This is a genomic window from Testudinibacter sp. P80/BLE/0925 (assembly GCF_053570785.1).
On record NZ_CM131636.1, the window covers coordinates 484,698 to 509,641 of the forward strand.

At 49.8% G+C, this 24,944-nt stretch carries 26 protein-coding genes and 1 riboswitch; of the genes, 22 read left to right on the plus strand and 4 right to left on the minus strand.

Features of this window, described 5'->3' with window-relative positions:
• Positions 1-42: 42 nt before the first annotated feature.
• Positions 43-2,190, plus strand: a complete 2,148-nt coding sequence (gene speC, locus ACWA5Z_RS02440) for an ornithine decarboxylase (protein WP_431053740.1) — start codon at positions 43-45, stop codon at positions 2,188-2,190.
• 44 nt (positions 2,191-2,234) lie between these two features.
• Here speC and grxB read toward each other — a convergent pair whose 3' ends face one another.
• A complete protein-coding gene (grxB, locus tag ACWA5Z_RS02445; RefSeq protein WP_431053741.1) occupies positions 2,235-2,882 on the minus strand; it encodes a glutaredoxin 2 in 648 nt (215 codons plus the stop codon).
• A 169-nt stretch (positions 2,883-3,051) separates the two neighbouring features.
• On the opposite strand from grxB, the gene lepA reads away from it, so the two are divergent.
• The 14 genes from lepA to slyD all read left to right on the plus strand — a co-directional run bounded on the left by lepA (position 3,052) and on the right by slyD (position 15,178).
• Positions 3,052-4,848, plus strand: coding sequence for a translation elongation factor 4 (gene lepA / locus ACWA5Z_RS02450; RefSeq protein ID WP_431053742.1), 1,797 nt, complete (start codon positions 3,052-3,054; stop codon positions 4,846-4,848).
• Between the two features lie 9 nt (positions 4,849-4,857).
• Entirely contained in the window at positions 4,858-5,832 is a 975-nt protein-coding gene (gene lepB, locus ACWA5Z_RS02455) for a signal peptidase I (protein WP_431053743.1), read from the plus strand.
• Between the two features lie 11 nt (positions 5,833-5,843).
• Positions 5,844-6,521, plus strand: coding sequence for a ribonuclease III (rnc, locus tag ACWA5Z_RS02460; protein ID WP_431054274.1), 678 nt, complete (start codon positions 5,844-5,846; stop codon positions 6,519-6,521).
• Between the two features lie 7 nt (positions 6,522-6,528).
• Positions 6,529-7,476 (plus strand): GTPase Era, encoded by a 948-nt coding sequence (gene era / locus ACWA5Z_RS02465; protein WP_431053744.1) that lies wholly within the window; start codon positions 6,529-6,531, stop codon positions 7,474-7,476.
• Between the two features lie 801 nt (positions 7,477-8,277).
• Positions 8,278-8,322, plus strand: a riboswitch (PreQ1 riboswitch).
• Between the two features lie 3 nt (positions 8,323-8,325).
• Positions 8,326-8,985: a 7-cyano-7-deazaguanine synthase QueC gene (queC, locus tag ACWA5Z_RS02470; protein ID WP_431053745.1), complete on the plus strand. Its 660-nt coding sequence runs from the start codon at positions 8,326-8,328 to the stop codon at positions 8,983-8,985.
• Complete coding sequence (gene queD / locus ACWA5Z_RS02475; RefSeq protein ID WP_431053746.1) at positions 8,978-9,403, plus strand: 6-carboxytetrahydropterin synthase QueD; 426 nt, start codon at positions 8,978-8,980, stop codon at positions 9,401-9,403. The genes queC and queD overlap by 8 nt, the downstream gene beginning before the upstream one ends.
• Entirely contained in the window at positions 9,403-10,035 is a 633-nt protein-coding gene (locus tag ACWA5Z_RS02480; protein ID WP_431053747.1) for a 7-carboxy-7-deazaguanine synthase QueE, read from the plus strand. Before queD ends, ACWA5Z_RS02480 begins: the two co-directional genes overlap by 1 nt.
• Before the next feature lie 132 nt (positions 10,036-10,167).
• On the plus strand, positions 10,168-10,497 hold the full coding sequence (locus ACWA5Z_RS02485) for a helix-turn-helix domain-containing protein (protein WP_431053748.1): 330 nt from the start codon (positions 10,168-10,170) through the stop codon (positions 10,495-10,497).
• Positions 10,494-11,753, plus strand: a complete 1,260-nt coding sequence (locus tag ACWA5Z_RS02490; RefSeq protein ID WP_431053749.1) for a type II toxin-antitoxin system HipA family toxin — start codon at positions 10,494-10,496, stop codon at positions 11,751-11,753. Before ACWA5Z_RS02485 ends, ACWA5Z_RS02490 begins: the two co-directional genes overlap by 4 nt.
• An 18-nt stretch (positions 11,754-11,771) precedes the next feature.
• The gene (locus tag ACWA5Z_RS02495; RefSeq protein WP_431053750.1) at positions 11,772-12,332 is read left to right on the plus strand and encodes an anthranilate synthase component II; all 561 of its coding nucleotides are present in this window, start codon (positions 11,772-11,774) and stop codon (positions 12,330-12,332) included.
• Positions 12,333-12,347: 15 nt separating this feature from the next.
• Entirely contained in the window at positions 12,348-13,319 is a 972-nt protein-coding gene (locus ACWA5Z_RS02500) for a virulence factor BrkB family protein (RefSeq protein ID WP_431053751.1), read from the plus strand.
• Positions 13,316-13,750: a D-aminoacyl-tRNA deacylase gene (dtd, locus tag ACWA5Z_RS02505; protein ID WP_431053752.1), complete on the plus strand. Its 435-nt coding sequence runs from the start codon at positions 13,316-13,318 to the stop codon at positions 13,748-13,750. The genes ACWA5Z_RS02500 and dtd overlap by 4 nt, the downstream gene beginning before the upstream one ends.
• A 16-nt stretch (positions 13,751-13,766) precedes the next feature.
• Complete coding sequence (locus ACWA5Z_RS02510; protein WP_431053753.1) at positions 13,767-14,483, plus strand: SIMPL domain-containing protein; 717 nt, start codon at positions 13,767-13,769, stop codon at positions 14,481-14,483.
• An 80-nt stretch (positions 14,484-14,563) separates the two neighbouring features.
• Positions 14,564-15,178 (plus strand): peptidylprolyl isomerase, encoded by a 615-nt coding sequence (gene slyD, locus ACWA5Z_RS02515; RefSeq protein WP_431053754.1) that lies wholly within the window; start codon positions 14,564-14,566, stop codon positions 15,176-15,178.
• A 23-nt stretch (positions 15,179-15,201) separates the two neighbouring features.
• Here slyD and ACWA5Z_RS02520 read toward each other — a convergent pair whose 3' ends face one another.
• Both ACWA5Z_RS02520 and ACWA5Z_RS02525 read right to left on the minus strand, forming a co-directional pair.
• Positions 15,202-15,543 (minus strand): GIY-YIG nuclease family protein, encoded by a 342-nt coding sequence (locus ACWA5Z_RS02520; protein WP_431053755.1) that lies wholly within the window; start codon positions 15,541-15,543, stop codon positions 15,202-15,204.
• An 81-nt stretch (positions 15,544-15,624) separates the two neighbouring features.
• Positions 15,625-16,533, minus strand: coding sequence for a DMT family transporter (locus tag ACWA5Z_RS02525; RefSeq protein ID WP_431053756.1), 909 nt, complete (start codon positions 16,531-16,533; stop codon positions 15,625-15,627).
• A gap of 152 nt (positions 16,534-16,685) precedes the next feature.
• Between ACWA5Z_RS02525 and murB the strand changes: the two genes are divergently transcribed.
• The 4 genes from murB to ACWA5Z_RS02545 are packed head-to-tail and all read left to right on the plus strand — an operon-like array spanning position 16,686 to position 20,400.
• The gene (gene murB, locus ACWA5Z_RS02530; protein ID WP_431053757.1) at positions 16,686-17,708 is read left to right on the plus strand and encodes a UDP-N-acetylmuramate dehydrogenase; all 1,023 of its coding nucleotides are present in this window, start codon (positions 16,686-16,688) and stop codon (positions 17,706-17,708) included.
• Positions 17,709-18,656: a bifunctional biotin--[acetyl-CoA-carboxylase] ligase/biotin operon repressor BirA gene (gene birA, locus ACWA5Z_RS02535; protein WP_431053758.1), complete on the plus strand. Its 948-nt coding sequence runs from the start codon at positions 17,709-17,711 to the stop codon at positions 18,654-18,656. It abuts the gene before it with no gap.
• A 46-nt stretch (positions 18,657-18,702) separates the two neighbouring features.
• Entirely contained in the window at positions 18,703-19,017 is a 315-nt protein-coding gene (locus tag ACWA5Z_RS02540; RefSeq protein ID WP_431053759.1) for a DUF2322 family protein, read from the plus strand.
• Positions 19,018-19,047: 30 nt separating this feature from the next.
• The gene (locus ACWA5Z_RS02545; protein WP_431053760.1) at positions 19,048-20,400 is read left to right on the plus strand and encodes an alanine/glycine:cation symporter family protein; all 1,353 of its coding nucleotides are present in this window, start codon (positions 19,048-19,050) and stop codon (positions 20,398-20,400) included.
• A 163-nt stretch (positions 20,401-20,563) separates the two neighbouring features.
• Here the strand turns inward: ACWA5Z_RS02545 and metJ are convergent, their stop codons facing one another.
• Entirely contained in the window at positions 20,564-20,881 is a 318-nt protein-coding gene (gene metJ / locus ACWA5Z_RS02550; RefSeq protein ID WP_431053761.1) for a met regulon transcriptional regulator MetJ, read from the minus strand.
• A gap of 191 nt (positions 20,882-21,072) precedes the next feature.
• On the opposite strand from metJ, the gene metL reads away from it, so the two are divergent.
• From metL to ACWA5Z_RS02565, 3 genes are all read left to right on the plus strand, one after another.
• A complete protein-coding gene (gene metL / locus ACWA5Z_RS02555; RefSeq protein ID WP_449343112.1) occupies positions 21,073-23,478 on the plus strand; it encodes a bifunctional aspartate kinase/homoserine dehydrogenase II in 2,406 nt (801 codons plus the stop codon).
• 4 nt (positions 23,479-23,482) lie between these two features.
• Complete coding sequence (locus tag ACWA5Z_RS02560; RefSeq protein WP_431053763.1) at positions 23,483-24,265, plus strand: helix-turn-helix transcriptional regulator; 783 nt, start codon at positions 23,483-23,485, stop codon at positions 24,263-24,265.
• 85 nt (positions 24,266-24,350) lie between these two features.
• Entirely contained in the window at positions 24,351-24,920 is a 570-nt protein-coding gene (locus tag ACWA5Z_RS02565) for a YbhB/YbcL family Raf kinase inhibitor-like protein (protein ID WP_431053764.1), read from the plus strand.
• The last annotated feature ends 24 nt before the right edge of the window (positions 24,921-24,944 follow it).

Genomic DNA, 24,944 nt, shown 5'->3' on the forward strand with positions numbered 1-24,944 from the left:
CTTTTCACTTTTTATTACTCGTCTGCCGATAGGAAAACGCCGATGAAAATTGCCGCCAGTCAAGGCACAGAATTCGCCTTTTTGTCTGACTACAAAATTATGGACATTGATATGACCGATTTCACCAATGTCTGTGCCGTGGTAACCACGATTAACGATCTGCCCGAAGTGTGGGAAGAGCTGGAACGTTTGGGGTTTGCCATTCCGATTTTCGCCGCGATTGAATACGGCGAAACCGTGCCGGACAAGTGGCTGACCGAGCTGTACGGCGTGATCGAGCTGGCGGAAGACCAAAAATACTACAACGGGCAGTTGATCAACGCCGCCGCCGCCGATTATATCGACACCCTTGACCCGCCGTTTTTCCAAGCCTTGAAAGAATACACCGACTACGGCAACGCCGCCTTTGACTGTCCGGGACACCAAGGCGGACAATTTTTCCGCAAACACCCGTCCGGTCGCCGCTTCTATCTCTATTTCGGCGAAACCCTGTTCCGCGCCGATTCCTGTAATGCCGATGTGCGTTTGGGCGATTTGCTGATCCACGAAGGCCCGGCTTTCCAAGCGCAAGCCCATGCGGCACGGGTGTTTAACGCCGACAAAACCTATTTCGTCCTCAACGGTACCTCGTCCGCCAACAAAGTGGCAATCGGCGCACTAGTCACGAAAGGCGATTTGGTGCTGTTTGACCGCAACAACCATAAATCGGTGCACCAAGGCGCATTGACCATCAGCGGCGCAACACCGGTGTATATGGAAACCACCCGCAACGCCTACGGCTTTATCGGCGGCATTCCGTCACACTGTTTTGAAGAAGCCGATATCCGCGCGCAAATCGCCAAAGTCGCGCCGGAACGTGCCAACGACAAACGTCCGTTCCGTTTAGCGGTAATTCAGTTAGGCACTTACGACGGCACGATTTATAACGCGCGCCAAGTGGTTGATCGTATCGGACATCTGTGCGATTACATTCTGTTTGACTCGGCGTGGGTCGGTTACGAACAATTTATTCCGATGATGCGTGATTGTTCGCCGCTATTATTAGAACTGAACGAAAACGACCCGGGCATTTTGGTGACCCAATCGGTGCATAAACAGCAAGCCGGTTTTTCGCAGGCTTCGCAAATCCATAAAAAAGACAACCATATCCGCCTGCAAACGCGGTATTGCAACCATAAACGGTTCAACAACGCCTTTATGATGCACGCCTCGACCAGCCCGTTCTATCCGCTGTTCGCCTCGCTCGATGTCAATGCCAAAATGCACGCCGGCAAAGCCGGAAAACGGATGTGGCAGGAATGCGTGCTCAGCAGCGTGGAAGTGCGCAAAATGTTGCTGAAAACCTGTAAATTGATTCGTCCGTTCGTGCCGCCGATGGTGGACGGCAAATCATGGGAAAACCATAAAACCGAAGATATTGCCAACAATATCCGCTTCTTCCAATTCGCCAAAGACGCACGCTGGCACGATTTCGACGGTTATGCCGAAGAGCAGTATTTTATCGACCCGTGCAAATTGTTACTCACCACGCCGGGGATCAATATGGAAACCGGCGAATATGAAGAGTTCGGTATCCCGGCAACGATTTTGGCGCATTTCCTGCGCGAACGTTCGGTGATTCCGGAAAAAGCCGACTTGAACTCGATTTTGTTCTTATTAACCCCGGCGGAAACCATGGCGAAATTCCAACATTTGGTCGCCAATATCGCCCGTTTTGAAGAGCATATTCAAGACAACACGCCGGTGATCGATATGCTGCCGACCTTGGCAAAAGCCTATCCGCAATACGGCAAAATGCGGATTAAAGATCTGTGCCAAAAACTGCACGATTTCTACGCCAAACACCGCTTAAACGAACTGCAACAGCAAATGTTCCTGCGTGACGCTTGGCCGAAAATGCACATCACCCCTGACGAATGCCACAACGCCTTTATCCGCAACCAAGTGGAATTGGTGCCGCTGTCTGAAATTCGCGGGCGCACCGCCGCCGAAGGCGCATTGCCATACCCGCCGGGCGTGTTGTGTATCGTCCCGGGCGAAGTGTGGGACGGTGCCGTGTTGGATTACTTCTTAGCGCTGGAACAAGGTATCAACGAGCTGCCGGGCTTCGAACCGGAAATCCAAGGCGTGTATCTGGAAGCCGACGAATTCGGTCACAAACGCGCCTCGGCGTATGTGTTGAAACAATAGTTCAATCGGTTAAAGGCAAAGTGCGGTTTAACCGCACTTTCCCATTAAACCGCCATGCTATCCAACAACTCCACCTGACTCTGTTTCGCCATGGTTTCCACATAAGCCCGCACTTTTTGCGGCAGCACCAAATCCTTAACAACGGTTAAGGAACGCAAGGTTGGGAACAGGTGAATATCATCTTCCGATAACTCGCCGTTGACCGCACTTTCGCTTTGAATCAAGGTGGCTAATGTTTGCAAGTGCGGTTGCAGTTGTTGTAAATATAACGGCGTGTCGGCAAGCAGTTGCCCCAGATCGCCGACCCAGTTTGTCATGCGTTGGATATAGCGTTCTCTCGCCGATTCCGTTGCAATTTCAGCAAACGGCGCTTGGGTGAAGCGCGGGATAATCAACGGCGAGACCAGATTTTTCACCGTCTCTAACCAGTCGCTAATCGCTGGATTGGTTGCGCCGCTCAAGTGCGGTTTGCCGTCCAGTTGATCGATATAGCACACAATATCCATACTCTCCGGCATAAAACTGCCGTCGGTTTTTTGCAGAATCGGCACCACTTTGCGCCCGACCATTTGTGTCGGGGTGTCGATATCGTCTTCCATCAACACCACTTTTTCCACCGCCACGTTCTTCAAGCCGAAAATCATCGCCGCTTTGACACAAAACGGGCAATGCTGATAAATAAACAGTTTCATCGCGTTCTCCTTTCGTTTCCCCCATGCCGAACCGCACTTTGACTATCTGCGCCGCTCGACGAATAATCCTTGCGTTTAGCCTATCACGTCTATAGCACCCAAGCCAATATTCAGGTACAATCCGCCAATTAACTGATAAATAAAAATTGGCATAGAGAACCCTTTTTAGATGAAAAATATTCGTAACTTTTCCATTATCGCCCATATCGACCACGGCAAATCGACCCTGTCCGACCGTTTGATTCAAACCTGCGGCGGCTTGAGTGATCGCGAAATGGCGGAGCAGGTTCTGGATTCAATGGATCTGGAGCGTGAGCGTGGGATCACGATTAAAGCGCAAAGCGTGACCTTGAACTATCAAGCCAAAGACGGCGAAACCTATCAATTGAACTTTATCGACACCCCGGGCCACGTCGATTTTTCCTATGAAGTATCACGTTCGCTTGCTGCCTGTGAGGGCGCGTTGTTAGTGGTGGACGCAGGGCAAGGCGTGGAAGCGCAAACCTTGGCGAACTGTTATACCGCACTTGAGATGGATCTGAATGTTGTGCCGATTTTAAACAAAATCGACTTACCGGCGGCAGATCCGGAGCGCGTGGCGGAAGAGATCGAAGATATCGTCGGCATCGAAGCCGCCGACGCGGTGCGCTGTTCGGCGAAAACCGGCGTGGGAATCGAAGACGTGCTGGAAGTGATCGTCAAAGAAATCCCACCGCCTGAGGGCGATCCTAACGCACCGTTGCAAGCCTTGATCATCGACTCGTGGTTCGATAACTATCTCGGCGTGGTGTCGTTGGTGCGGATTAAAAACGGTACATTGAAGAAAAACGACAAAATCAAAGTGATGAGCACCGGCATTTCCTACGGCGTGGATCGCTTGGGGATTTTCACCCCGAAACAGGTCGATACCACCGAACTGAAGTGCGGTGAAGTGGGCTGGATTGTGTGCGGTATCAAAGATATTTTGGGTGCGCCGGTCGGCGATACCTTAACCCTGCAACACAAATCCGCCGAACTGCCGCTGCCGGGCTTTAAAAAAGTCAAACCGCAAGTGTACGCCGGTTTGTTCCCGATCAGCTCCGACGATTACGAAGCGTTCCGCGACGCGCTGGGCAAACTCAGCTTGAATGACGCCTCGCTGTTCTACGAACCGGAAAACTCGACCGCACTTGGCTTCGGTTTTCGCTGTGGCTTCTTGGGCTTACTGCATATGGAGATTATCCAAGAGCGGTTGGAACGGGAATACGATCTGGATTTAATCACCACCGCGCCGACGGTTGTGTATGAAGTGGAGCTGACCGACGGCACGGTTGAACACGTTGACAGCCCGGCAAAATTGCCGCCGTTGAACAACATTGCCGAAATCCGCGAGCCGATTGCCGAATGTAATATGCTGTTGCCACAGCAATATTTGGGTAATGTGATTACGCTGTGTATCGAAAAGCGCGGCGTGCAGACCAACATGGTCTATCACGGCAACCAAGTGGCTTTAACTTATGAAATTCCGTTGGGCGAAGTGGTGCTGGATTTCTTCGACCGCCTGAAATCGACCTCGCGCGGTTATGCCTCGTTGGATTACAGCTTCAAGCGTTTCCAAGCGGCAAACATGGTGCGGGTGGATATTATGATTAACGGCGAACGGGTCGACGCGCTGGCGTTAATCGTACATAAAGACAATGCGCCGTATCGCGGGCGCGAATTGGTGGAAAAAATGAAAGAATTGATTCCGCGTCAGCAATTTGACATTGCGATTCAAGCGGCGATCGGCAACCATATCATCGCCCGTTCGACGGTGAAACAGTTGCGTAAAAACGTGTTGGCGAAGTGTTACGGCGGTGATGTCAGCCGTAAGAAAAAACTGCTACAGAAACAAAAAGAGGGTAAAAAACGCATGAAGTCCCTCGGCAATGTGGAAGTGCCGCAAGAGGCGTTTTTAGCCATTTTACACGTTGGCAAAGATAAATAAGGAAAGCGAATGTCGAAATTTTTTCTGCCGATTCTGTTAGTCTGCGGCTATGTATTATGGAAAGTGCTGGATCATCTGGCACTGCCGAACACTTTTTCCATTCTGTTAATCGTGTTCACCCTGATCGCCGGTGCAACCTGGTGTTATAACCGTTTTTCGGTCGAGCCGAAACGCCAACGGCAAATCACCCGTTTGGAACAACGCAGCGGCAAAACGTTGAGCGAAGAAGAGCGTGCCCAAGTCGAGCCGATTTCCGAAGGCAGCGAGTTTGTCGCTTCGCTGTTTCCGGTGTTGGCGATTGTGCTGTTGGTGCGCTCTTTCCTGTTCGAGCCGTTCCAAATCCCGTCCGGCTCAATGGAGCCGAGTTTACGGATCGGCGATTTCGTGATTGTGGAAAAATATGCTTACGGCGTGAAAGATCCGATTTTCCAAAATACCTTAATCCCTGTCGGCGAGCCAAAACGCGGCGATGTGGTGGTGTTTAAAGCGCCACCGCAACCGACGGTGGATTACATTAAACGCGTGGTCGGTTTACCGGGCGATCATATCAAATATGACCAAGCCAGCGGCGCGCTGACCGTCACCCCGGCAAAGTGCGGTACGGCGGTGTGTGAGCCGGAAGTCTATCAATACAGCGATGCCAAAGCCAACCCCGACTTTTTCTATCACGGCAATGCGCAAATCGAGATGAACGAAAAAGGTGCGGTGACCCACCAAATTCTGCTCAATCCGGTACGTTTTTATGTGGATGCGGCATATTATAAACAGCCGGGCAATCCGCCGGGCGAATGGACTGTGCCGGAAGGCGAATATTTTATGATGGGCGACAACCGCGATAACAGCGATGATAGCCGTTTTTGGGGCTTTGTGCCGGAAAAAGCCTTGGTCGGCAAAGCCAGTTGGATTTGGTTGAGCTTGGATAAAAAAGCCAATGAATGGCCGAGCGGTATTCGCACCGAACGCCTGTTCACCTCAATTCAGTAAGGTGCGGCATGATACAACATCTGGACAGATTACAAGGCAAAATCGGCTATCAATTCAACAATCTTACGTTGTTGAAACAGGCGCTGACCCACCGTAGCGCCGATAGCAAACACAATGAGCGCTTGGAATTTTTAGGCGATTCGATTCTGAATTTTATCATTGGCGAAGCGTTGTTTAAGCAGTTTGATAAAGTCGATGAGGGCGATCTCAGCCGTATGCGCGCCACCTTGGTGCGTGAAAAAACACTGGCGATTTTGGCACGCGAATTCGAATTGGGCAACTATCTGCGCCTGGGGCAAGGCGAGTTAAAGAGCGGCGGCTATCGCCGTGATTCGATTTTATCCGACGGCGTGGAAGCGATTATCGGCGCAATGTACCTCGACAGCGGTCTGGAAAAGATTATGCCGGTGGTGCGCGCGTGGTATAAAACCTTCCTCGCCGAGATTAAACCGGGCGACAACCAAAAAGACCCGAAAACCCGCTTGCAGGAATACCTGCAAGGCAACCGCCAACCGCTGCCGGAATATGAAGTGATTGATATTCAAGGGGAGGCGCACAAACAACTGTTTAAAGTCGAATGCCGGGTCAGCAGTCTGGATAAAACCGTGGTCGGACAGGGGCAAAGCCGGCGCAAGGCAGAACAAGCCGCTGCAGAAGCCATTTTGCAACAACTTAATTTAACCAAATAGGCATGCTATGACAGAGATAACCACCGACCTACAAAACCAAACCGCCGCAAGCGAAACGACGGGCGAAACCTACTGCGGCTTTATCGCGATTGTCGGCCGCCCGAACGTGGGCAAATCCACCCTGCTGAATAAACTGCTGGGACAGAAAATTTCGATCACCTCGCGCAAAGCGCAAACCACCCGCCACCGCATTGTCGGTATCGACACCGAGGGCGCATATCAGGCGATTTACGTCGATACGCCGGGCTTACACATCGAAGAAAAACGCGCGATCAACCGCCTGATGAACAAAGCCGCCAGCAGCGCGATCGGCGACGTTGATCTGATTTTTTTCGTGGTGGACGGCACCCATTGGACCGATGATGACGAAATGGTGCTGAACAAACTGCGTGCGGCAAAAGCGCCGGTGATTTTGGTGATTAACAAAATTGATAACGTGAAAGACAAAGACGAAATGTTGCCGTTTATCACCGCGTTGAATCAGCGGTTTGAATTTAAAGCCACCGTGCCGATTTCCGCCCAGCGCGGTAACAATGTCCATCAGCTGAAAAAACTGGTGCAACAGACGTTACGCCCGGGTATTCATCACTTCCCTGAAGATTACATCACCGACCGTTCGCAACGTTTTATGGCTTCGGAAATCATTCGGGAAAAATTAATGCGCTTTATGGGCGAGGAATTGCCGTATTCGGTTACGGTCGAAATCGAGCAATTTAAAACCAACGAGCGCGGCACATATGAGATCAACGGTTTGATTTTGGTCGAGCGCGAAGGGCAGAAAAAAATGGTGATTGGCCATCAAGGGCAAAAAATCAAAACCATTGGCATTGAAGCACGCGCCGATATGGAGAAACTGTTTGAGAACAAAGTCCATTTAGAGCTGTGGGTGAAAGTGAAATCCGGCTGGGCAGACGACGAACGCGCACTGCGGAGCTTGGGTTATATGGACGAATAATTGCTGTTTTTTATAACCGCACTTTGGTTTTTTCTCATTCATCTTAAAGTCGCTATCGGGTTCGCCGATGGCGATTTTCTTTTTTTATCACTATCGCTATTTCGCCTCGCGGCGACCGTACTTTTTTCTCATTTATCTAAAAGTTAGCTATCGGGTTTCGCCGATGGCGACTTACTTTTTTTGCTTGTACAAAAAAAGTAAGCAAAAAAATACACCCCAATTGTAGTGCTAATCTTCGCCTTTGCTAATTTCTACGGTCAATTTGTAAACTTGCCTGCTACGCAGGCTTCGGACACGACAAATTGACCTTGAAATCTTCACGCAAACGCTCAGGCACTCCAGATGGGGAATTGAAAACCAACCGCACCGCACTTTGATTTTTTTATTTATAATTAAGTCGTTATATCCTGGGCGCATTCAATGCGCTCCTACACTTCCCTTACAATACTTCTGTTGCAATTAAAATCTGGTGTTCTGCGTCGTGTTTTTGGGTTCCCTTGTGAACTGCCTGAGCATGTGTGAAATTTGTAGGGAAATTTTTTTGTTTGAGCGAAGCGAGTTTGCCCGCGTAGCGGGCGCATTAAAAATTTTCCGTTAAGCAAGTTCACACTAAGCGAAGAAAAGCAGTTCATTAGGGTGAGCGTAGCGTATAAAAGTATGGTCGCCGCGAGGCGAAAAAACGATAGTGATAAAAAAGTAAGTTTCCATCGGCGAAACCCGATAGCGATTTTAAGATGAATGAGAAAAAACCAAAGTGCGGTATGCTTCTCCGCTAAAATCCTGTAAAATGCTTGCCCTTTAACCACCGTGGTTCGTAACCCTCCCACGCAAAAAAACTAGGACAATGCGATGCAACAAAAAGCACTGGTGATCTTCTCCGGCGGACAAGATTCCACCACCTGCCTGCTACAGGCAATTCAACACTACGGCAAAGAAAACGTCGAAGCCGTGACCTTTCAATACGGGCAACGCCATGCGATTGAACTGGAAAAAGCGCAATGGATCGCACAGGATCTGGGCGTGAAACAAACCCTGATCGACACCAGCGTAATCAAAGCCATCACCACCAATGCGCTGATGGATCAAAGTGCGGTCATCGAAGAGAACGACGATATGCCGAATACCTTTGTCGATGGACGCAACGCCCTGTTTTTACTCTATGCCGCGATTTACGCCAAAGGACAGGGCATTCGCAATATCATCACCGGCGTATGCGAAACCGATTTCAGCGGCTACCCCGACTGCCGTGATGTGTTCGTCAAATCGATGAACGTCACCCTTAATCTGGCAATGGATTACAACTTCAATATCCAAACACCATTGATGTATTTAGACAAAAAACAGACTTGGGCATTAGCCGATCAGCTCGGCGGTTTGGACTATATCCGCCGACACACCCACACCTGCTATCTCGGCATCGAAGGCGGTTGCCACGAGTGCCCGAGCTGCAAATTGCGCGAAAAAGGGTTGAATGAATACCTGGCGGAAAAAGAGGCAAACCATGTTTAAAATCAGCAAAGAATTCAGTTTCGATATGGCGCACATGCTCGACGGACACGACGGCAAATGCAAAAACCTGCACGGACACACCTATAAGCTGCAAGTGGAACTGTGCGCGCCGCTGCTGACCGATGAAGCAAAGTGCGGTATGGTGATGGATTACAGTGATCTGAAAAACGTAGTGGACGAATTAATCCTCAAACCGATGGATCATGCGTTTATCTTTGATGAAAATAGCGCGAAAGAGTGCAAGGTGGCGGCGTTGTTGCAAGAATTGGATTCGAAAGTGTTCGCCCTGCCCTACCGCACCACCGCCGAGCAGATGTCACAGTTTATCTTTCAACGCCTGCAACACGCCGGTTTGCCGATTTCCGCCGTCCGCCTATGGGAAACACCGACCTCATTTTGTGAATATACGGACGTTTGATGAAGCGCGAAATCCACTACAACATTGTCGAAATCTTCGAAAGCCTGCAAGGGGAAGGGTTCAACACCGGCATGCCAAGCATTTTTATCCGCTTCGGCAAATGCAACCTTGCCTGCCCGTGGTGCGACACCAACTACAGCCAGTTTGAACGCTGGAGCTTGGCGCAGATTTTGCAAAAAGTGCGGTCATATTCGGCAACTAACATTATCATCACCGGTGGTGAACCGACCATTCAGCCGAAACTGAGCGTACTGCTCGATCAACTGAAAACCGACGGTTATTTTTTGGCAATCGAAACTAACGGTTTAAAACCGATTCCGCCGCAAATCGACTACATCGCCACCAGCCCGAAACTGCTGTATCGGCACAAATACCAACAACGTTGCCTCTCCTCTGCCGATGAAGTGCGGATCGTTAATGACGGCGAAATCCTGCCGTTTTGCGAACAGATCGAACGACAAATTCAAGCAAGCCACTATTATCTCTCCCCTTGCGAACAACAAGGCGAAATGAACCTGCTGGATACGATTCGCAAACTGGGCGAACTCAATCAACGCCCTGAATCCCTGACAGGCAAACGCCCAAAGTGGCAGTTGAGTTTACAAACGCATAAGCTGGTAGGGATTGAATAAAACAATAAAAAAGTTGTTTTAAATTAAAATTACAACTTAAAAAATGTTTTATGCTATAGTACAAATTAGGTATCGCTTAGTAAAGCGAATACCTAATTGAGTATTAATCATTCACTATTTGGCATAAATAATATGCAAAGCATAAATCAACTAAGTGCGGTCTTAAAGCAGCGACGTGAACAGCTCGGGATCAATCAGAAAGATATGTTGTTTAAAATCGGCATGAGCCAGCAACAATATCAGCGGATTGAAGCCGGTCAGGATCTGCGCGCCTCAACACTGCTGCGCATTTTAGAAGGTTTCGACTTGCAGTTATTTATCGCAGAAAAAGAGAAAATCGGCTTACTTGCGCAGCTCGCTAAACTGGACAGCACGACATTGCAACAACTGATCGTTGAGCATACCCAAGCTGCCGAACCTAAATTAGCGGCTTTTTTAGCTGAATTGGGAGATGAAACATGAGCAAAGTACAAGCCCTCAACCTGCACTTGCATGGAACGCAAATCGGTGTTTTACTCAATTACGCTGGTAACCATAACCGCCTGATTTTTGCCCCTGAATATCAACTGTTACCAGCGGAAAAACAACCGCTGATCACACTTGCCCAACGGCTTCGTCCCGATTATTTTACCAGCAATGTGAGCCATCTCTACCACCATCGAATGACGCCGTTATTGTCCAATCTGCTGCCCGAGGGTATTTTGCGTGACTGGATTGCGCAAAGTCTGAAAATTCCCCCTGAAAATGAATTTCCATTGCTTGCGCAATTAGGTGAAAACTTGCCCGGTGCGTTGGTGGCGACACCGCTAACCCACGAATTGCCGCAATGGGCGAAAATCGGCACACAACAACCTGAACAAATTGAACTACAAACGCAGCACCAACAAAAATTTTCCCTTGCCGGTGTGCAGATGAAATTTTCCGGACACAAGCAGGACAAGCGTTTTTATCTAAATCAGTTGCATGGTGAAGATGATTGGATTATCAAAACCCCGTTTTCGCTACGTCGTACCGTGCCGCAAAATGAATACAGTATGATGAAATTGGCCGAATTGGCCGGGGTGGTGATTCCTGAAATTCAATTAATTGCACTCACGGATTTAGACGGCTTGCCCGAGATCGCGCTCGCACAAAATGAAGAGTATGCTTATGCAATCAAACGTTTTGACCGCACTTTACTGGCGCATAAGCCGCAACGTATCCACAGTGAAGACTTTGCGCAAATTTTCGAGCTGTATCCGCATAATAAATACAATAAAATCAATTATGAACAAATCGGTGCGGTGATTTATCGCTATGCGGAACAGGGTTTAGCCGAATTACAACAAATGGCACGCCGTCTATTAGTCAATATTTTGTTGGCGAATGGCGATGCGCATATCAAAAATTGGAGTTTGTTTTATCCCGAACGGCAAGTGCGGTTGGCACCGGCGTATGATATTGTCTGCACCCTGCCGTATATTGCGCAAGAGGCACAGATTGCGTTGAATTTGGGGAAAGAAAAAAATTGGTATCAACTCAATTTTTCACATTTTGAACAGTGGACAAAGCGGATCGGCGCGCCGTGGCAAGCAATTCAAGTCCATTTACGCGATGTTTTGCAACTGGCACGGCAACAATGGCGCAATCAATTGGTTCATTTACCGATGGACGAGCAACATAAGGTTGTTTTACAACGCCATTGGAAAAATCTACACCCTGATTTTCGGCTTGATTAACAAGTTATAAGGATAACCATGCTACTGATCATCAACAACCACGATTCCTTCACCTACAATCTGGTCGATCTGCTGCGCAGGCTTGAGGTGGAAATGCAAGTGTGTGATACCGAAAACGTGGATTTAGACGCGGTGGCGCAATTTAGCCATCTGTTGATTTCGCCCGGTCCGGATGTACCGTCGGCGTATCCGCAGTTGTTTGCGATGTTACAACGTTATCACCGGCAAAAATCCATTCTCGGCGTGTGTTTGGGGCACCAAACCTTATGCCAGTTTTTTGGCGGCGAGCTGTATAACCTGCCGCAGATCCGCCACGGACGAAGTGCGGTTTTGCGCCAAACCGCGGATTCGTTACTGTTTAAAAATCTGCCGCAATCCTTTAAGATAGGACTGTATCACTCTTGGGCGGTGAAAAACGACAGCCTGCCGAGTTGCTTACAGGCAACGGCGGTCGACCAAGACGGCACGCTGATGGCAATGCAGCACCGCACTTTGCCGATTTACGGGGTGCAGTTTCATCCCGAATCGTTTATTAGCGAATACGGCGAGCAGATTTTGCGTAATTGGCTGTCTGACTAAGCAAAGGATAATCAAATGGCACACTTTTTTTCCCAGACGTTGCTTTTTTTAAAACTGTTTTGGCACCGCTTTAATCAAAACAAACTGACGATGGCGGCGGGTTATCTGACCTATAGTACCATGTTGGCACTGGTGCCGTTGATGATCGTCGTTTTGGCGGTTTTTTCCGCTTTCCCGGTGTTTCAGGAAGTGAGCGGGCAAATTCAAAATTTGATTTTTGATAATTTCGCCCCGGAAACCGGCGGTATTTTACAACAGTATCTGAATGAATTTGTCACCAATTCAACCAAAATGAGCGGCGTCGGGATTATCGGCTTGATTGTGGTTGCCTTGATGTTGATTTCTTCGATCGATCACACCCTAAATGATATTTGGCCGAACACCAATTCACGCACCTTGTTGTTTTCGTTTGCGATCTACTGGATGATTCTCACCCTGGGGCCGCTATTTCTTGCCGTCAGCCTGATCATCAGCTCTTATATTTTCTCAATCCAATTTTTCAGTCATGGCAGCGTGCTGCCGCTCGGGACGAAACTGCTTAGCCTAGTGCCGTTTGTGCTGACTTGGCTGGCATTCACCCTGATTTATACCGTGGTGCCGAATACCAAAGTCAACCTGCGTTACGCCATGATTGGCGCATTGGTCGCGGCGGTCTTTTTTACCCTCGGCAGACGCGCTTTCACTTGGTATATGACCATGTTCCCTTCTTACCAATTGATTTACGGCGCTTTGGCAACCCTGCCGATTTTGTTGTTGTGGATTCAGCTCAGTTGGACCTTTGTCCTGCTCGGCGCCCAACTTACTGCGGTGTTGGAAGATTTCCATTTGGTGAAAAAAGGCGATTTGGATCTACACAAAGAGTACCAGCAGAAACAACAAAAATTTCATGGCGACTTGCAACGTCTGGTCAAAAGAATAGAACTGGGTAAAGCGCAAAGCACTGCGGTGGCAAAAACCGCTGCGCCCCAAGCGGGAAATGAAAAATGATTGCGTTAATTCAACGTGTTACCCGTGCCGCCGTCACCGTCGAAAATCAAACTGTCGGTGAAATCGGGCATGGCTTATTGGTGCTGCTCGGGGTCGAAAAAGAAGACGATCAGGCAAAAGCGGATAAGTTACTGGAGAAAGTCCTAGCCTATCGCGTCTTTGCCGATGACAACGGCAAAATGAATTTAAACGTCAAACAAGTGAACGGCAGCGTGTTAGTGGTGTCTCAGTTTACATTGGCGGCCGACACCCACAAAGGCCTGCGCCCGAGCTTTTCCAACGGCGCTGCGCCGCAATCGGCGGAACAGCTCTACGCTTATTTCAGCGAGCAATGTCGCGCCCAGATCCGCACTGCAACCGGCATTTTCGCCGCCGATATGCAGGTCAGTTTAACCAATGACGGGCCGGTAACTTTTTGGTTACAGGTCTAAATAAGGAACGCAAAAGATGAAAAAACAGCTGAAAACCCTACTTGGCAGCGGTATGTTCTTATTGGCAACCGCACTTCCGACACAGGCTGCCGCTGACAAAGACCACGAACCGCAACGGGTGAATTTCAATGTCGAAGTGTTGCGCCAAGTCGAACGCGACACGATGCAGGTGGTGCTGTATGCGCAGGAGTCGGGCAAAACCTTAAAAGCGATCAGCGAAACCGTCACACAAAAGCTGAATCTGGCAGTAGAAGAAGCCAAAAAACGCAATATTCAAACCGGCATGACTAACCGCCGCACCTATATCAATTACGATAAACAGGGCAAACCGAGCGGCTGGACGGATTACGCGGAAATCACCTTGGAAAGCCAAGATTTTACCGCACTTTCCGAATTAATCGCCGCCACCGGCGAACAGCTGGCGGTGCAAAACACCAATTTCACCGTCTCCCAAACACGGAAACTGGCATTAGAGCAAGCGCTAACCGAAGAAGTGTTACAAGCGTTTAAACAAAAAGCCGAGTTGATCAGTAAAAATTTGTCTGCCAAAAGTTATCGTGTGGCTAATTTAGACATTAGCAGTGTGAATGAATCCGGTAACGACCAGCAAACAATCTATTATGAACGCAAAGCCGTCTTTGCCAGCAGCGAAGCCGAACCCATGCAGGTGCAAAGCGGCGTGGCGGACTTGAAAATTCAGCTGAACGCCTCTATTGATCTGATAAATGAATAACGTCCATTAACTTATCGGCAGGGTTAGCGTATAATCCTGCTTTCTATCTCTTTTATCCATTAATTAAGGCGGAGTAGCCGATGAAAATTGCAAAAAATGTTGTAGTCAGTATCGCATATCAAGTTCGTACTGAAGATGGGGTGTTAGTCGATGAAGCGCCGGCAAATCAACCGTTAGAGTATCTGCAAGGACACAATAACTTAGTGATCGGCTTGGAAAACGCCCTTGAAGGCCGTGAAGTCGGTGAAAAACTGGAAGTACGGGTGAAACCGGAAGAAGGTTACGGCGCATACAACGATAATATGGTGCAACGCGTACCGAAAGATGTGTTTGTCGGCGTTGACGATTTGGAAGTCGGCATGCGTTTTATCGCTGATACCGACATCGGTCCGTTGCCGGTGGTGATTACCGAAGTGGGCGACGATTATGTCGTGGTTGACGGCAACCATATGTTAGCCGGTCAGGAATTACTGTTTAACGTGGAAATCGTTGCCGCCCGCGAAGCGACCTTGGAAGAGATCGCCCACGGTCATATCCACGCCGAAGGCGGCGGTTGCTGCGGCGGACACGACAGTGACGAAGAAGGTCACGGCTGCGGTTGCGGACACAACCATGATCACCACGGACATGAGCACGATCATCACGGACACCACCACGGCCACGAAGGCTGCTGCGGCGGTAAACATAAGCACTAATTCGATTAGTGTCACAAACAAACTCAAGGGCGGAAATTTTCCGCCTTTCTTTTTGCCAGCCTATCCCACAATTGCCGTTTTTGTTCCGTCTTTAAACGCTTGATTTTCGCTTCTAAGCGACTGGCGTCGGCACGCGATAAGCCGTGATAAATCAAACGCATTTCCAGCGGTGGATGCATACGGGTAAATTTTGCGCCTTTGCCGCTCAAATGCACGTGAAACCGCACTTTCGGCTGATTACTGATACCGCAATACAACGCATTGTTTTGACATAACAAAAAATAGACGCACCACTGTTTTTGCGCTGGATCAGACGCAAAGTGCGGTTCAAGCTCGAGCAAGTCCGGGTCAATCAAGATGGTCATCAATATCGTTCCATATTGGCGCTATACAATCGGTTCTGAAATAATCTGATATTCGGCTCATTCGGCAGATAAGCCGGTTTGTTAACGCCGTTTGCTTTTACGCCGCTTTTTCTGCTGCCATAATAATTGACGGTAACGAAACTGCGGTTGCAGGCGGTAGGCGAAAAGTGCGGTCAGGATTAAACCGCAGCCGAGGGCTTTTTGCCAAGTAAGGATTTCGCCGAGTAAACTGATACTTAACAGCAGTGTCCAGACCGGTTCTAAGATCATGATAATCGCGGCATTGGTGATTTGGCTGTGTTTTTGCCCGATCACTTGCAGCAAAAACCGGAACGAGGTGGCGAACACCGCGCTAATGGCAACCCAGCCCCAAGTGCTGCCGCTAATCGGAAATTGCCAGCTTTCGAATAAGAGAGAAAAGATCCCGCAAAAAATACCGACCATGGCCAATTGGATGGTGGTGAGCGGCAACACCGGCACGGTTCTGGAAAATTGGCTGTTCAGTACAAACGAGGTCGCCGCCACGGTGGACGACAACAAGAACAGCGCATTGCCGAGCGACAAATGCAACCCACTGCCCGAAGCTAATAAAAACAACCCGGCGGCGGCAAGCGGCAGACAGAACCAGAACATCCGTTGCGGGCGATGGCGGAAAATCAGCCATGACATCAACGGCGCCAACAACATCGACAAACTGACGATAAACGCACCCTCGCCCATGTTTTCGGTATAGCTCATGCCCTGCACCCACAAAAACAAATTCAGGCTAAACGCCGCACCGACCGTGACCGCACTTTTCAGTTGTCGGCGTGACAAACGGCGCAATTGCGGGTAGGCAAGCGGCAGAAACAGCGACGCCGCCGCAAGAAAACGCACGCTGATAAATCCCGCCGGCGGCAGCTCTTGCAAGGCATATTTGGAAAATAGCCAACCGGATGCCGCCAGTATGCTGACCAGCAATAAAATCAGTTCGCCGCGGTATTTATGCACGTTTTCAACCTTTCTTGGTTTAGAATTGTTTTTATTATAATCACTTCCGACGGAAACAGCGACAAGGCAAATCCGATTTTGCTAAATTTCTGATTGCTCATCTCGATTTGATCGGTAAACTAAACAAATTCATTGGTTACCCCTAAAAAATTATGCAAAGTTTACAACCGTTTCACACTTTTTCACTATCGCTACAAGCCAACGCGATTATTGAAATCCGCTCCGTCGGGCAATTGCAACAAGTTTGGCAAACCTATGCCGATCAACCTCGCCTGCTGTTAGGACAAGGCAGCAACGTCTTATTCCTAGCCGATTTTAACGGTGTCGTGCTGCTGAACCGGATTGAAGGCATTCAGCACAAGCAAGATGAACACTTTCATTATCTGCACGTTAACGGCGGCGAAAACTGGCATAATTTAGTCACTTTTTGCGTCGAACGGGGTTACAACGGGCTGGAAAATCTGGCGTTGATCCCCGGTTGTGCCGGCACTGCGCCGATTCAAAATATCGGCGCGTACGGGGTGGAATTTGATGATGTGTGCGATTATGTCGACGTGTTAGATCTGAAGTGCGGTCAAATCCGGCGTTTCCGCCGTGAAGAATGCGGCTTCGGCTACCGCGACAGTATTTTCAAGCACGCGCCTTACCAGCGGGATTACGCTATCGTGGCAATCGGCTTAAAGTTGGCTAAAAACTGGCGGCCGCAACTGCAATACGGTTCCCTTGCCCAATTGGATTCGCAAACCGTCAGCGCAAAACAAATCTATAACGAAGTGTGTCGAGTGCGGCGCAGTAAACTGCCTGATCCGAACGAATTCGGCAATGCCGGCAGCTTCTTTAAAAATCCAAGTGTCAGCCGAGCGCAATACCAACAATTGCTTGCCGATTATCCGAATATGCCGGCGTTTGCGCAAGCGGACGGCACGGTCAAACTGGCAGCCGGTTGGCTGATCGACCAATGCGGCTTGAAAGGCTGTCAAATCGGCGGCGCGGCGGTGCACCAGCAGCAAGCGTTGGTGCTAATTAACCGCAACAATGCCACGCCAAATGATGTGTTACAACTGGCGCGCCATGTGCGGCAACAGGTGTCAGCCAAATTTCAGGTGGCATTGCAAGCGGAAGTGCGGTTTTTCAATGCCGACGGTGAGATCGACAGCGAACAGGCAATCGGCTAAATGACGGAACAAGCGCAACTCGAATCGGTTTTAACCTTACTCGCGGACGGCAAACCGCACTTGCTGCCGGCGATGAACGCACCGCAACGGGCGGCAGTATTGCACCAGCTGCAAACTTGGGGCTTAAACGTTAGGTGCTCGGCAGATCAGGTTTACCAACTGTCCGAACCGTTGAATTTACTCGATCAAGCCGCAATCAACCGCAGGTTGACTTACGGAACGGCATTGGTGCTGCGCAGCGTGGATTCCACCAATGAATTTTTATTGCAGCGCAAAACCTTGCCGTCGGGGACGATTTGCACCGCCGAAAGGCAAACCGCCGGACGCGGACGGCGCGGGCGCCAATGGCATTCGCCGTTTGCGCAAAATCTCTATTTCTCCTTGCTGTGGCACTTCCGGCAGCCTGCCGAGCGTTTGCAAGCGCTCAGTTTAGTCATCGGGATCTGTCTTGCCGACACCCTAAGCGAATTGGGCGTGGAGAATATCAGTATCAAATGGCCGAACGATATTTATTTTGACGGGCGCAAACTGGGCGGCATTTTGATTGAAAGCCGTGCCTTCGCCGCACAAAAACAGGCGTTGGTGATGGGGATCGGCTTAAATTTGAGTATGCGCCCAGCCGACGGCGCGGCAATTGAACAGGCTTGGGCGAATTTAAACGAAAGTGCGGTTCGGATTGAACGCAACCAACTGGTCGCCACCCTCGCCAACAATTTACAGCACGTTTTGCTGCAAGTGGAACAACACGGCGTCACCCCCTATTTACAACGTTGGCAACAATACGATCATTTTTACCAAAAACCGATCAAACTGCTGCTGCCGAATACGGAATTACACGGGATTGGGCAAGGGATTGATAGCGACAGCGGCGAATTATTGCTGCAAACCGCCGACGGGCAATTACAGCGTTTTCATATCGGTGAGATTTCCGTGCGTCCGTTAGGCTGATAGCGCAAATTAACGCTTTTTTCATTTTGATTTATAAGGAACTGTTATGACATTTCAAGATTATTTGGCAACCATGCCGCGCGTCGAAAATTTAAGCGGTTTAAACGTGTTGAATGCCGCGGGCGACGTAATTCACCATATTCCGGCGATTGCCGGTAAATTGGGATCGCTGCGGCTGTACAACGCCTTGGCGGAACACTTTGCGCAACAGCTTCATCCGCAAGCGGCGCGACAAGGCTTGATTTGGTTTGCCGAACACGTTGCCGACGCCGAACGGAATCCGGGCAAACATCCGAATATCGATCTGCTGTTCCGCGTGCTTCAAACGCAGCAAACCCTACAATTACAGCCGTTACGCTAATTTTCAGCCTTTTATTATTCGGAAAACACTATGCAATCTGTTCAAGATTTCTTTAATGCCCTCAGCGATTATGTCTGGGGGCCTTATATGCTGGCGTTGTTGGTCGGTACCGGGATTTACCTCAGCCTCCGTCTGATTTTTTTACAGTTCCGTTTATTGCCGTTTGCCTTGAAACAAGCGTTTAGCCCCCACCCGAAAAAAGAGGACGGCAGCGATCATCACGGCGATATTTCCCATTTCGGCGCGCTGATGACCGCACTTTCCGCCACCATCGGCACGGGTAATATCGCCGGCGTTGCCACCGCCGTTGTCAGCGGCGGACCGGGCGCGGTGTTTTGGATGTGGTTGACCGCGATTTTCGGCATGGCGACCAAATACGGCGAGGGCGTGTTGGCGGTTAAATATCGGATCGTCAATGATAAAGGCGAAATGTCCGGCGGTCCGATGTATTACATCGAACGCGGCATGAAGCTGAAATGGCTGGCGTTGCTGTTTGCCTTGTTCGGTACGATTGCCTCGTTCGGTATCGGCAGTTCGGTGCAATCCAACTCGGTCGCCAATGCGATTCACACTTCATTCGGGGTGAATACCGCCGTGACCGGCGTAATCTTGACCTTGCTGACCGCTATTGTGGTATTGGGCGGGATTAAAAGTATCGCCCGCGCCTCGTCGATTATCGTGCCGTTTATGGCGATTTCCTATATTCTCGGCGGTTTGGCAATCATTATCGTCAATGCCGAACTGTTTATGCCGGCACTCTCCACCATTATCGACCATGCTTTCGGCGCGAACGCCGTCGGCGGGGCGATTTTGGGCAATGCGGTGCGTTACGGGGTGGCGCGCGGCGTATTTTCCAATGAGGCGGGGATGGGATCGGCGCCGATTGCCGCCGCAGCCGCCAAAACCGATCATCCGGTGCGCCAAGCGTTGGTATCGATGACCGGCACCTTCTTAGATACGATTATCGTGTGCAGTATCACCGGCATTGTATTAGTGATGGGCGGTTTATATAGCGACGGGCAAAGCGGTGCGGCATTGACCACCCTGACCTTCAATAAAATGCTGCCGGGACCGGGCGGCTGGATCGTCACCTTCGGGCTGATTTTCTTCGCCTATTCCACCATTCTCGGTTGGTGTTACTACGGTGAAAAATGCGCGGCTTATCTGTTCGGTGATAAATATGTCAACCTATACCGTATCGTCTACGTGGCAACGGTGATGGCGGGCGCAGTGTTGCAACTAGATTTGGTTTGGTCAGCCGCGGACGTATTCAACGGCTTAATGGCGATTCCGAACCTGATTGCGTTGTTGTTCCTGTCCGGCGTGATTGTGCGTGAAACCAAAGACTTCATCGACAAACGCAAAAGCGGCGAATTGCCGTAATGTCATTAATGCTCATATGAAAAGCACGTCCATTGACGCGCTTGAGATTGCTGACAAACTGACTTCTCTCCCTCCGCATGCGGAGGGAGGGAAATAATTAGAGCAAGAGACTTTGTCATTAGCCTGAAGCATATCCATTGACGCGCTTTTTTAGTGTGATTGCCTAATATTCCCATGTCTCCGGATCAATACCGCACTCGCGCATTAACGCTTTGGCAGCTTCCGGAATCTCATCGCTGCGCTCTTTCATCAAATCCTGATCGGTCGGCAACGGTTGTCCGGTAAACGCATGCAGAAAGGCTTCGCACAGCAATTCGCTGTTGGTGGCGTGGCGCAAATTGCGGATTTGGCGGCGGGTGCGTTCGTTGGTGAGAATTTCCAACACTTTAATCGGAATCGACACCGTGATTTTTTTCACCTGTTCGCTTTTTTTGCCGTGTTCCGCATAAGGGCTGATATATTTGCCGTTCCACTCCGCCATATTGAATCCTTTTAAAAATCCTTATAAAAACTTTGGCTATTTTAACAAAAATCACGAAAATAACAATCTGGACGTAAAGACTGCTAAAAATAAAATACGCTTATTTTGATAGCGGCAGAAAACTGATAAACTACGCTAAAATCAGAACAACCGATTGCGAGAGAATTATGGTAGTCAGCTCGACGAGAGAAATGCATAAATTCGGTGGCAGCAGCTTGGCGGATGCCGAACATATCCGTAACGTTGCCAACATCATTAAACAGCATACCCAGCCGCAAGATTTAATCGTGGTGTCGGCGATGGGCAAACTGACCGATAATCTGATTCAATGGATAACACTGTCGGCGGATGATCCGGTCAGTGCCAATCAGCAACTGCAAAAAATCAAATTCCATTATCTGACCCAAACCAACCGGCTGCTCAACCACCCCGAAAGCGTTTCACAACAGTTTTTAGAAGATATTTTATCCCTCTCTTCCCTGCTGGATAAACCGCTCAGTGACGCCATCTATGCCGAAGTGGTCGGACACGGCGAAATTTGGACCGCAAGACTGGTCAGCGCTTATTTAAACCAACTGGGGCTGGAAAACCATTATTTGGATTCACGCCTGTTTTTATATGCCGAAAGAGCGCGGTTGCCGCAAGTGGATTTTGAACGCAGCCGACTACGGTTGCAACCGCACTTGGCACAAGCCGGGGGCAAACGGTTGGTTATCACCGGCTTTATCTGTCAAAACCGGGCAAAAGAAACCGTGCTGTTGGGACGCAATGGTTCGGATTACTCGGCAACCCAAATTGCGGCGTTGGCCGATGTGAATAAAGTCACGATCTGGAGTGATGTTGCCGGGGTTTACAGCGCCGATCCGCACCAAATCAATAATGCCAATCTGCTGAGTTTCCTGCGGGTGGACGAAGCCACCGAACTGGCGCGCTTGGCAGCCCCGGTTTTGCACGCCCGTACCCTGCAACCGGTCAAAAGCCACCAGATGACGTTATTGTTACGCAGCAGTTTACAACCGGAACACGGCTCAACCCGAATCGAACACGCCCTATCCGCCAGCGAGCACGGCAAAATCGTCACCCATCACAACCAAATCGGTTTGATTGAATTGGTCGTGCCGCCAAACCAAGAGTTCGAACAATGGCAACAACAATGCCAACAATGGATAGCAACACAACAGCTTACACCGTTAGCACAACACCTCGATCGGCAACAGCGAACCGTCAAATTAGCTTATCCAATCGAGTATATTGATAATGTTTATATTCAATTCAAACAGTTGCCGCTGATGGTCGATTCGTCATCCATCCGTTATGATTTGGCACTGTTGGCGATTGTCGGCTACGGGGTCTGCCGCAATTCCTTGCAAATGATGCGTTTTCTGCAAATGTTGAAAACCCAGCCGTTGGAATTTATCTGGCAATCGCCGGATCAAATCAGCGTCGTTGCCATCTTGCGCCAAACGGTCGGGCGCGACTTATTGCGTAATGTGCACGATGATCTGTTCCGCCCGCACAAAACCGTCGGTTTGGTGGTGCTGGGCAACGGCACCATCGCAAAAACCTGGATCGATCTCTATCGCCAACAGCGGGAAGCCTTGTCGGCGCGCAGTAAATTTAATTTCACCTTAATCGGGCTGGTATCCAGCACCAAAGGTTGGCTCAGTTACCAAGGTTTACTCCCTTCATTACAAAACCGCACGTTAGATGAGGCATTTGAACAACAGGCGCAAGAGCTGGAACCAAAACAGTTGCTGAATTGGATGAGCGCCCATCCGTTTGATGAATTGGTTGTGCTCGATATCACTGCCAGTGATGAAGTCGCCAAGCATTATCTCAATTTTGCCAAACACGGTTTTCATGTCATCAGCGCCAATAAGCGCGGCGCGGCATTTCCGTTGGCGCAATTCCATGAACTGCAAAATGCGTTTCAACAATCGGGCAGCCATTGGCTGTACAACGCTACCATCGGGCGCGGTCTGCCGATTAACACCATTTTGCGCGATTTAGTCGAGAGCGGCGACACCATTCTGTCGATTGAAGGCACGTTTTCCGACACCATGACCTGGCTGTTTTATCAATACGATCAACATCTCCACACCTTTGCCGAGCTGATCGAACAGGCATGGCAACAGGGCTTGAGCGAGCGCAACCCGCGCGAAGATCTGAGCGGCACCGACGCAATGCGCAAGCTGTTGATTGCGGCGCGCAGTGCCGGTTATGACATTGATCCGCAAAAGATTAAAGTGGAATCCTTGTTAGACGGCAACGCCGAACAACTTTCGCTCAATGAATTTTTTGAATCACTCGCCCCATTAAACCAAACTCTCGAAGAGCGGTATCTGAACGCACAGGAAGACGGTTTGAGCCTGCGCTACGTCGCCCGTTTCCACGCCAACGGGCAATCCACCATCGGTTTGGAAGAACTTGATCCTGACGATCCGCTCAGCCAAACCCTGCCGGGGGAAAATCTGTTCATTATCCGCAGCCAATGGTATCGCGATAAACCGCTGATCATTCACGGGCCAAGCTCCGGCCCCGCCATGACCGCCGGCGCAATTCAAAGCGATTTGAACCGACTGGTGAAATTATTGTAGGCGCATGATGGACCGCTGTTCTGCCTTTTCCCTTTCATCGGATAAAAGCCATCATCTGCGCCGCGTGCAAATCCGCCAGCACATGATCGGGCAGGTCAAGTGCGGTCAGAAAGTGCTGTTACAACAGGGCGTTCTACGTCAAATCGGACAGAATGAACTGTTTGTATTATTGAAAGACAGTCGTTGGGAAATGATTAACCGCACTTTGCAAACCGATTACCGCTCGAATATCATTCACCTTTCCCCGCAAACGATTGCGCTGTTTTATCAACTCTACCCGCAATTTAAAACGCTTGGGCCTCAAATACGGCAGCGCATTTATACCCCGGCACTCAGCGATTGCTTTCAACGCACTTGGGACGGTTTGCGCGATCCGCAACTCAGCCCAACATTAAAACGGCACCGCACCTTGGAACTGTTATTGCAACTTGCCGAACATCAGTTTGTGTTTCCGCCGGCGGAAAAACTCAGTTGGACGGATAAAATGCAGGCGTTGGTCGAACAGGATCTCAGCCGCCACTGGACACTCAGCGAGATTGCCGACAGATTTCATATGAGCGAAAGCACGCTGAAACGCCGTTTACAGCAAGAAAATACGGCTTTCCGCCAATGGCTACAGGCACTACGGCTCGACACCGCACTTTCCTTGATTCTCGGCACGGAAGACAGCCTCGCCGAGATTGCCTCTCGCTGCGGGTACCAATCGCAAAGCCGTTTCAGCGCCGCATTTAAACAACACTTCGCCATTTTGCCTTCGCAAATCAAAACGCACGGATTGGCTGAATAGGGCTAAAATCTGAACTGCCGCGCATAAGCCGATTGCCTTTTTTGGCGGATAATCACCGCACTTTAACCATATCAGAAGGTATTTTATGCAATCACTGAAAATCACATTAACCGCCGCTTCACTGCTGGCATTCAGCGCAGCAAACGCATTTGCTGGCGACCGTCAGCCGTTTCAACTGAGTAGTCCGCAACTGCAAGCGGAACAGAATATTCCCCCAACCTTTGAATTCAATGGCTTCGGTTGCCAAGGCGATAACCAATCGCCGCAACTGAATTGGAAAAACGCACCGCAAGGCACAAAAAGTTTTGCGCTGTCGGTGTATGATCCTGATGCGCCGACCGGCTCGGGTTTTTGGCATTGGTACGTCGTCAATATTCCGGCACAAGTCAATGAGCTTACCGCCAATGCCGGTGCGATTGACAGCAGCACTTTACCGGCAGGCGCATTCCAACTGAAAACCGATTACGGCTACCACGGCTGGGGCGGCGTTTGCCCGCCTGAAGGTGACAAAGCGCACCGTTATATTTTCACCGTCCACGCACTGAATGTGGCGAAACTCGATGTAAACCAAGACACCACCACCGCACTTGGCGGCTTTTTGGTGAACGCCCACACCATTGATAAAGCCTCATTTACTGCGTATTACCGGCGTTAACCAACGTTACGCTTTGAAGGTTAA

Coding starts and splice junctions, on each gene's coding strand:
- lepA (WP_431053742.1), top strand. CDS start 3,052: ATGAAAAATATTCGTAACTTTTCCATTATCGCCCATATCGACCACGGC.
- ACWA5Z_RS02565 (WP_431053764.1), top strand. CDS start 24,351: ATGCAATCACTGAAAATCACATTAACCGCCGCTTCACTGCTGGCATTC.
- ACWA5Z_RS02480 (WP_431053747.1), top strand. CDS start 9,403: ATGAAGCGCGAAATCCACTACAACATTGTCGAAATCTTCGAAAGCCTG.
- grxB (WP_431053741.1), bottom strand. CDS start 2,882: ATGAAACTGTTTATTTATCAGCATTGCCCGTTTTGTGTCAAAGCGGCG.
- ACWA5Z_RS02520 (WP_431053755.1), bottom strand. CDS start 15,543: ATGACCATCTTGATTGACCCGGACTTGCTCGAGCTTGAACCGCACTTT.
- queD (WP_431053746.1), top strand. CDS start 8,978: ATGTTTAAAATCAGCAAAGAATTCAGTTTCGATATGGCGCACATGCTC.
- ACWA5Z_RS02545 (WP_431053760.1), top strand. CDS start 19,048: ATGCAATCTGTTCAAGATTTCTTTAATGCCCTCAGCGATTATGTCTGG.
- ACWA5Z_RS02495 (WP_431053750.1), top strand. CDS start 11,772: ATGCTACTGATCATCAACAACCACGATTCCTTCACCTACAATCTGGTC.
- speC (WP_431053740.1), top strand. CDS start 43: ATGAAAATTGCCGCCAGTCAAGGCACAGAATTCGCCTTTTTGTCTGAC.
- ACWA5Z_RS02540 (WP_431053759.1), top strand. CDS start 18,703: ATGACATTTCAAGATTATTTGGCAACCATGCCGCGCGTCGAAAATTTA.
- ACWA5Z_RS02560 (WP_431053763.1), top strand. CDS start 23,483: ATGATGGACCGCTGTTCTGCCTTTTCCCTTTCATCGGATAAAAGCCAT.
- metJ (WP_431053761.1), bottom strand. CDS start 20,881: ATGGCGGAGTGGAACGGCAAATATATCAGCCCTTATGCGGAACACGGC.
- dtd (WP_431053752.1), top strand. CDS start 13,316: ATGATTGCGTTAATTCAACGTGTTACCCGTGCCGCCGTCACCGTCGAA.
- murB (WP_431053757.1), top strand. CDS start 16,686: ATGCAAAGTTTACAACCGTTTCACACTTTTTCACTATCGCTACAAGCC.
- slyD (WP_431053754.1), top strand. CDS start 14,564: ATGAAAATTGCAAAAAATGTTGTAGTCAGTATCGCATATCAAGTTCGT.
- birA (WP_431053758.1), top strand. CDS start 17,709: ATGACGGAACAAGCGCAACTCGAATCGGTTTTAACCTTACTCGCGGAC.
- ACWA5Z_RS02500 (WP_431053751.1), top strand. CDS start 12,348: ATGGCACACTTTTTTTCCCAGACGTTGCTTTTTTTAAAACTGTTTTGG.
- metL (WP_449343112.1), top strand. CDS start 21,073: ATGCATAAATTCGGTGGCAGCAGCTTGGCGGATGCCGAACATATCCGT.
- ACWA5Z_RS02510 (WP_431053753.1), top strand. CDS start 13,767: ATGAAAAAACAGCTGAAAACCCTACTTGGCAGCGGTATGTTCTTATTG.
- queC (WP_431053745.1), top strand. CDS start 8,326: ATGCAACAAAAAGCACTGGTGATCTTCTCCGGCGGACAAGATTCCACC.
- era (WP_431053744.1), top strand. CDS start 6,529: ATGACAGAGATAACCACCGACCTACAAAACCAAACCGCCGCAAGCGAA.
- lepB (WP_431053743.1), top strand. CDS start 4,858: ATGTCGAAATTTTTTCTGCCGATTCTGTTAGTCTGCGGCTATGTATTA.
- ACWA5Z_RS02485 (WP_431053748.1), top strand. CDS start 10,168: ATGCAAAGCATAAATCAACTAAGTGCGGTCTTAAAGCAGCGACGTGAA.
- ACWA5Z_RS02490 (WP_431053749.1), top strand. CDS start 10,494: ATGAGCAAAGTACAAGCCCTCAACCTGCACTTGCATGGAACGCAAATC.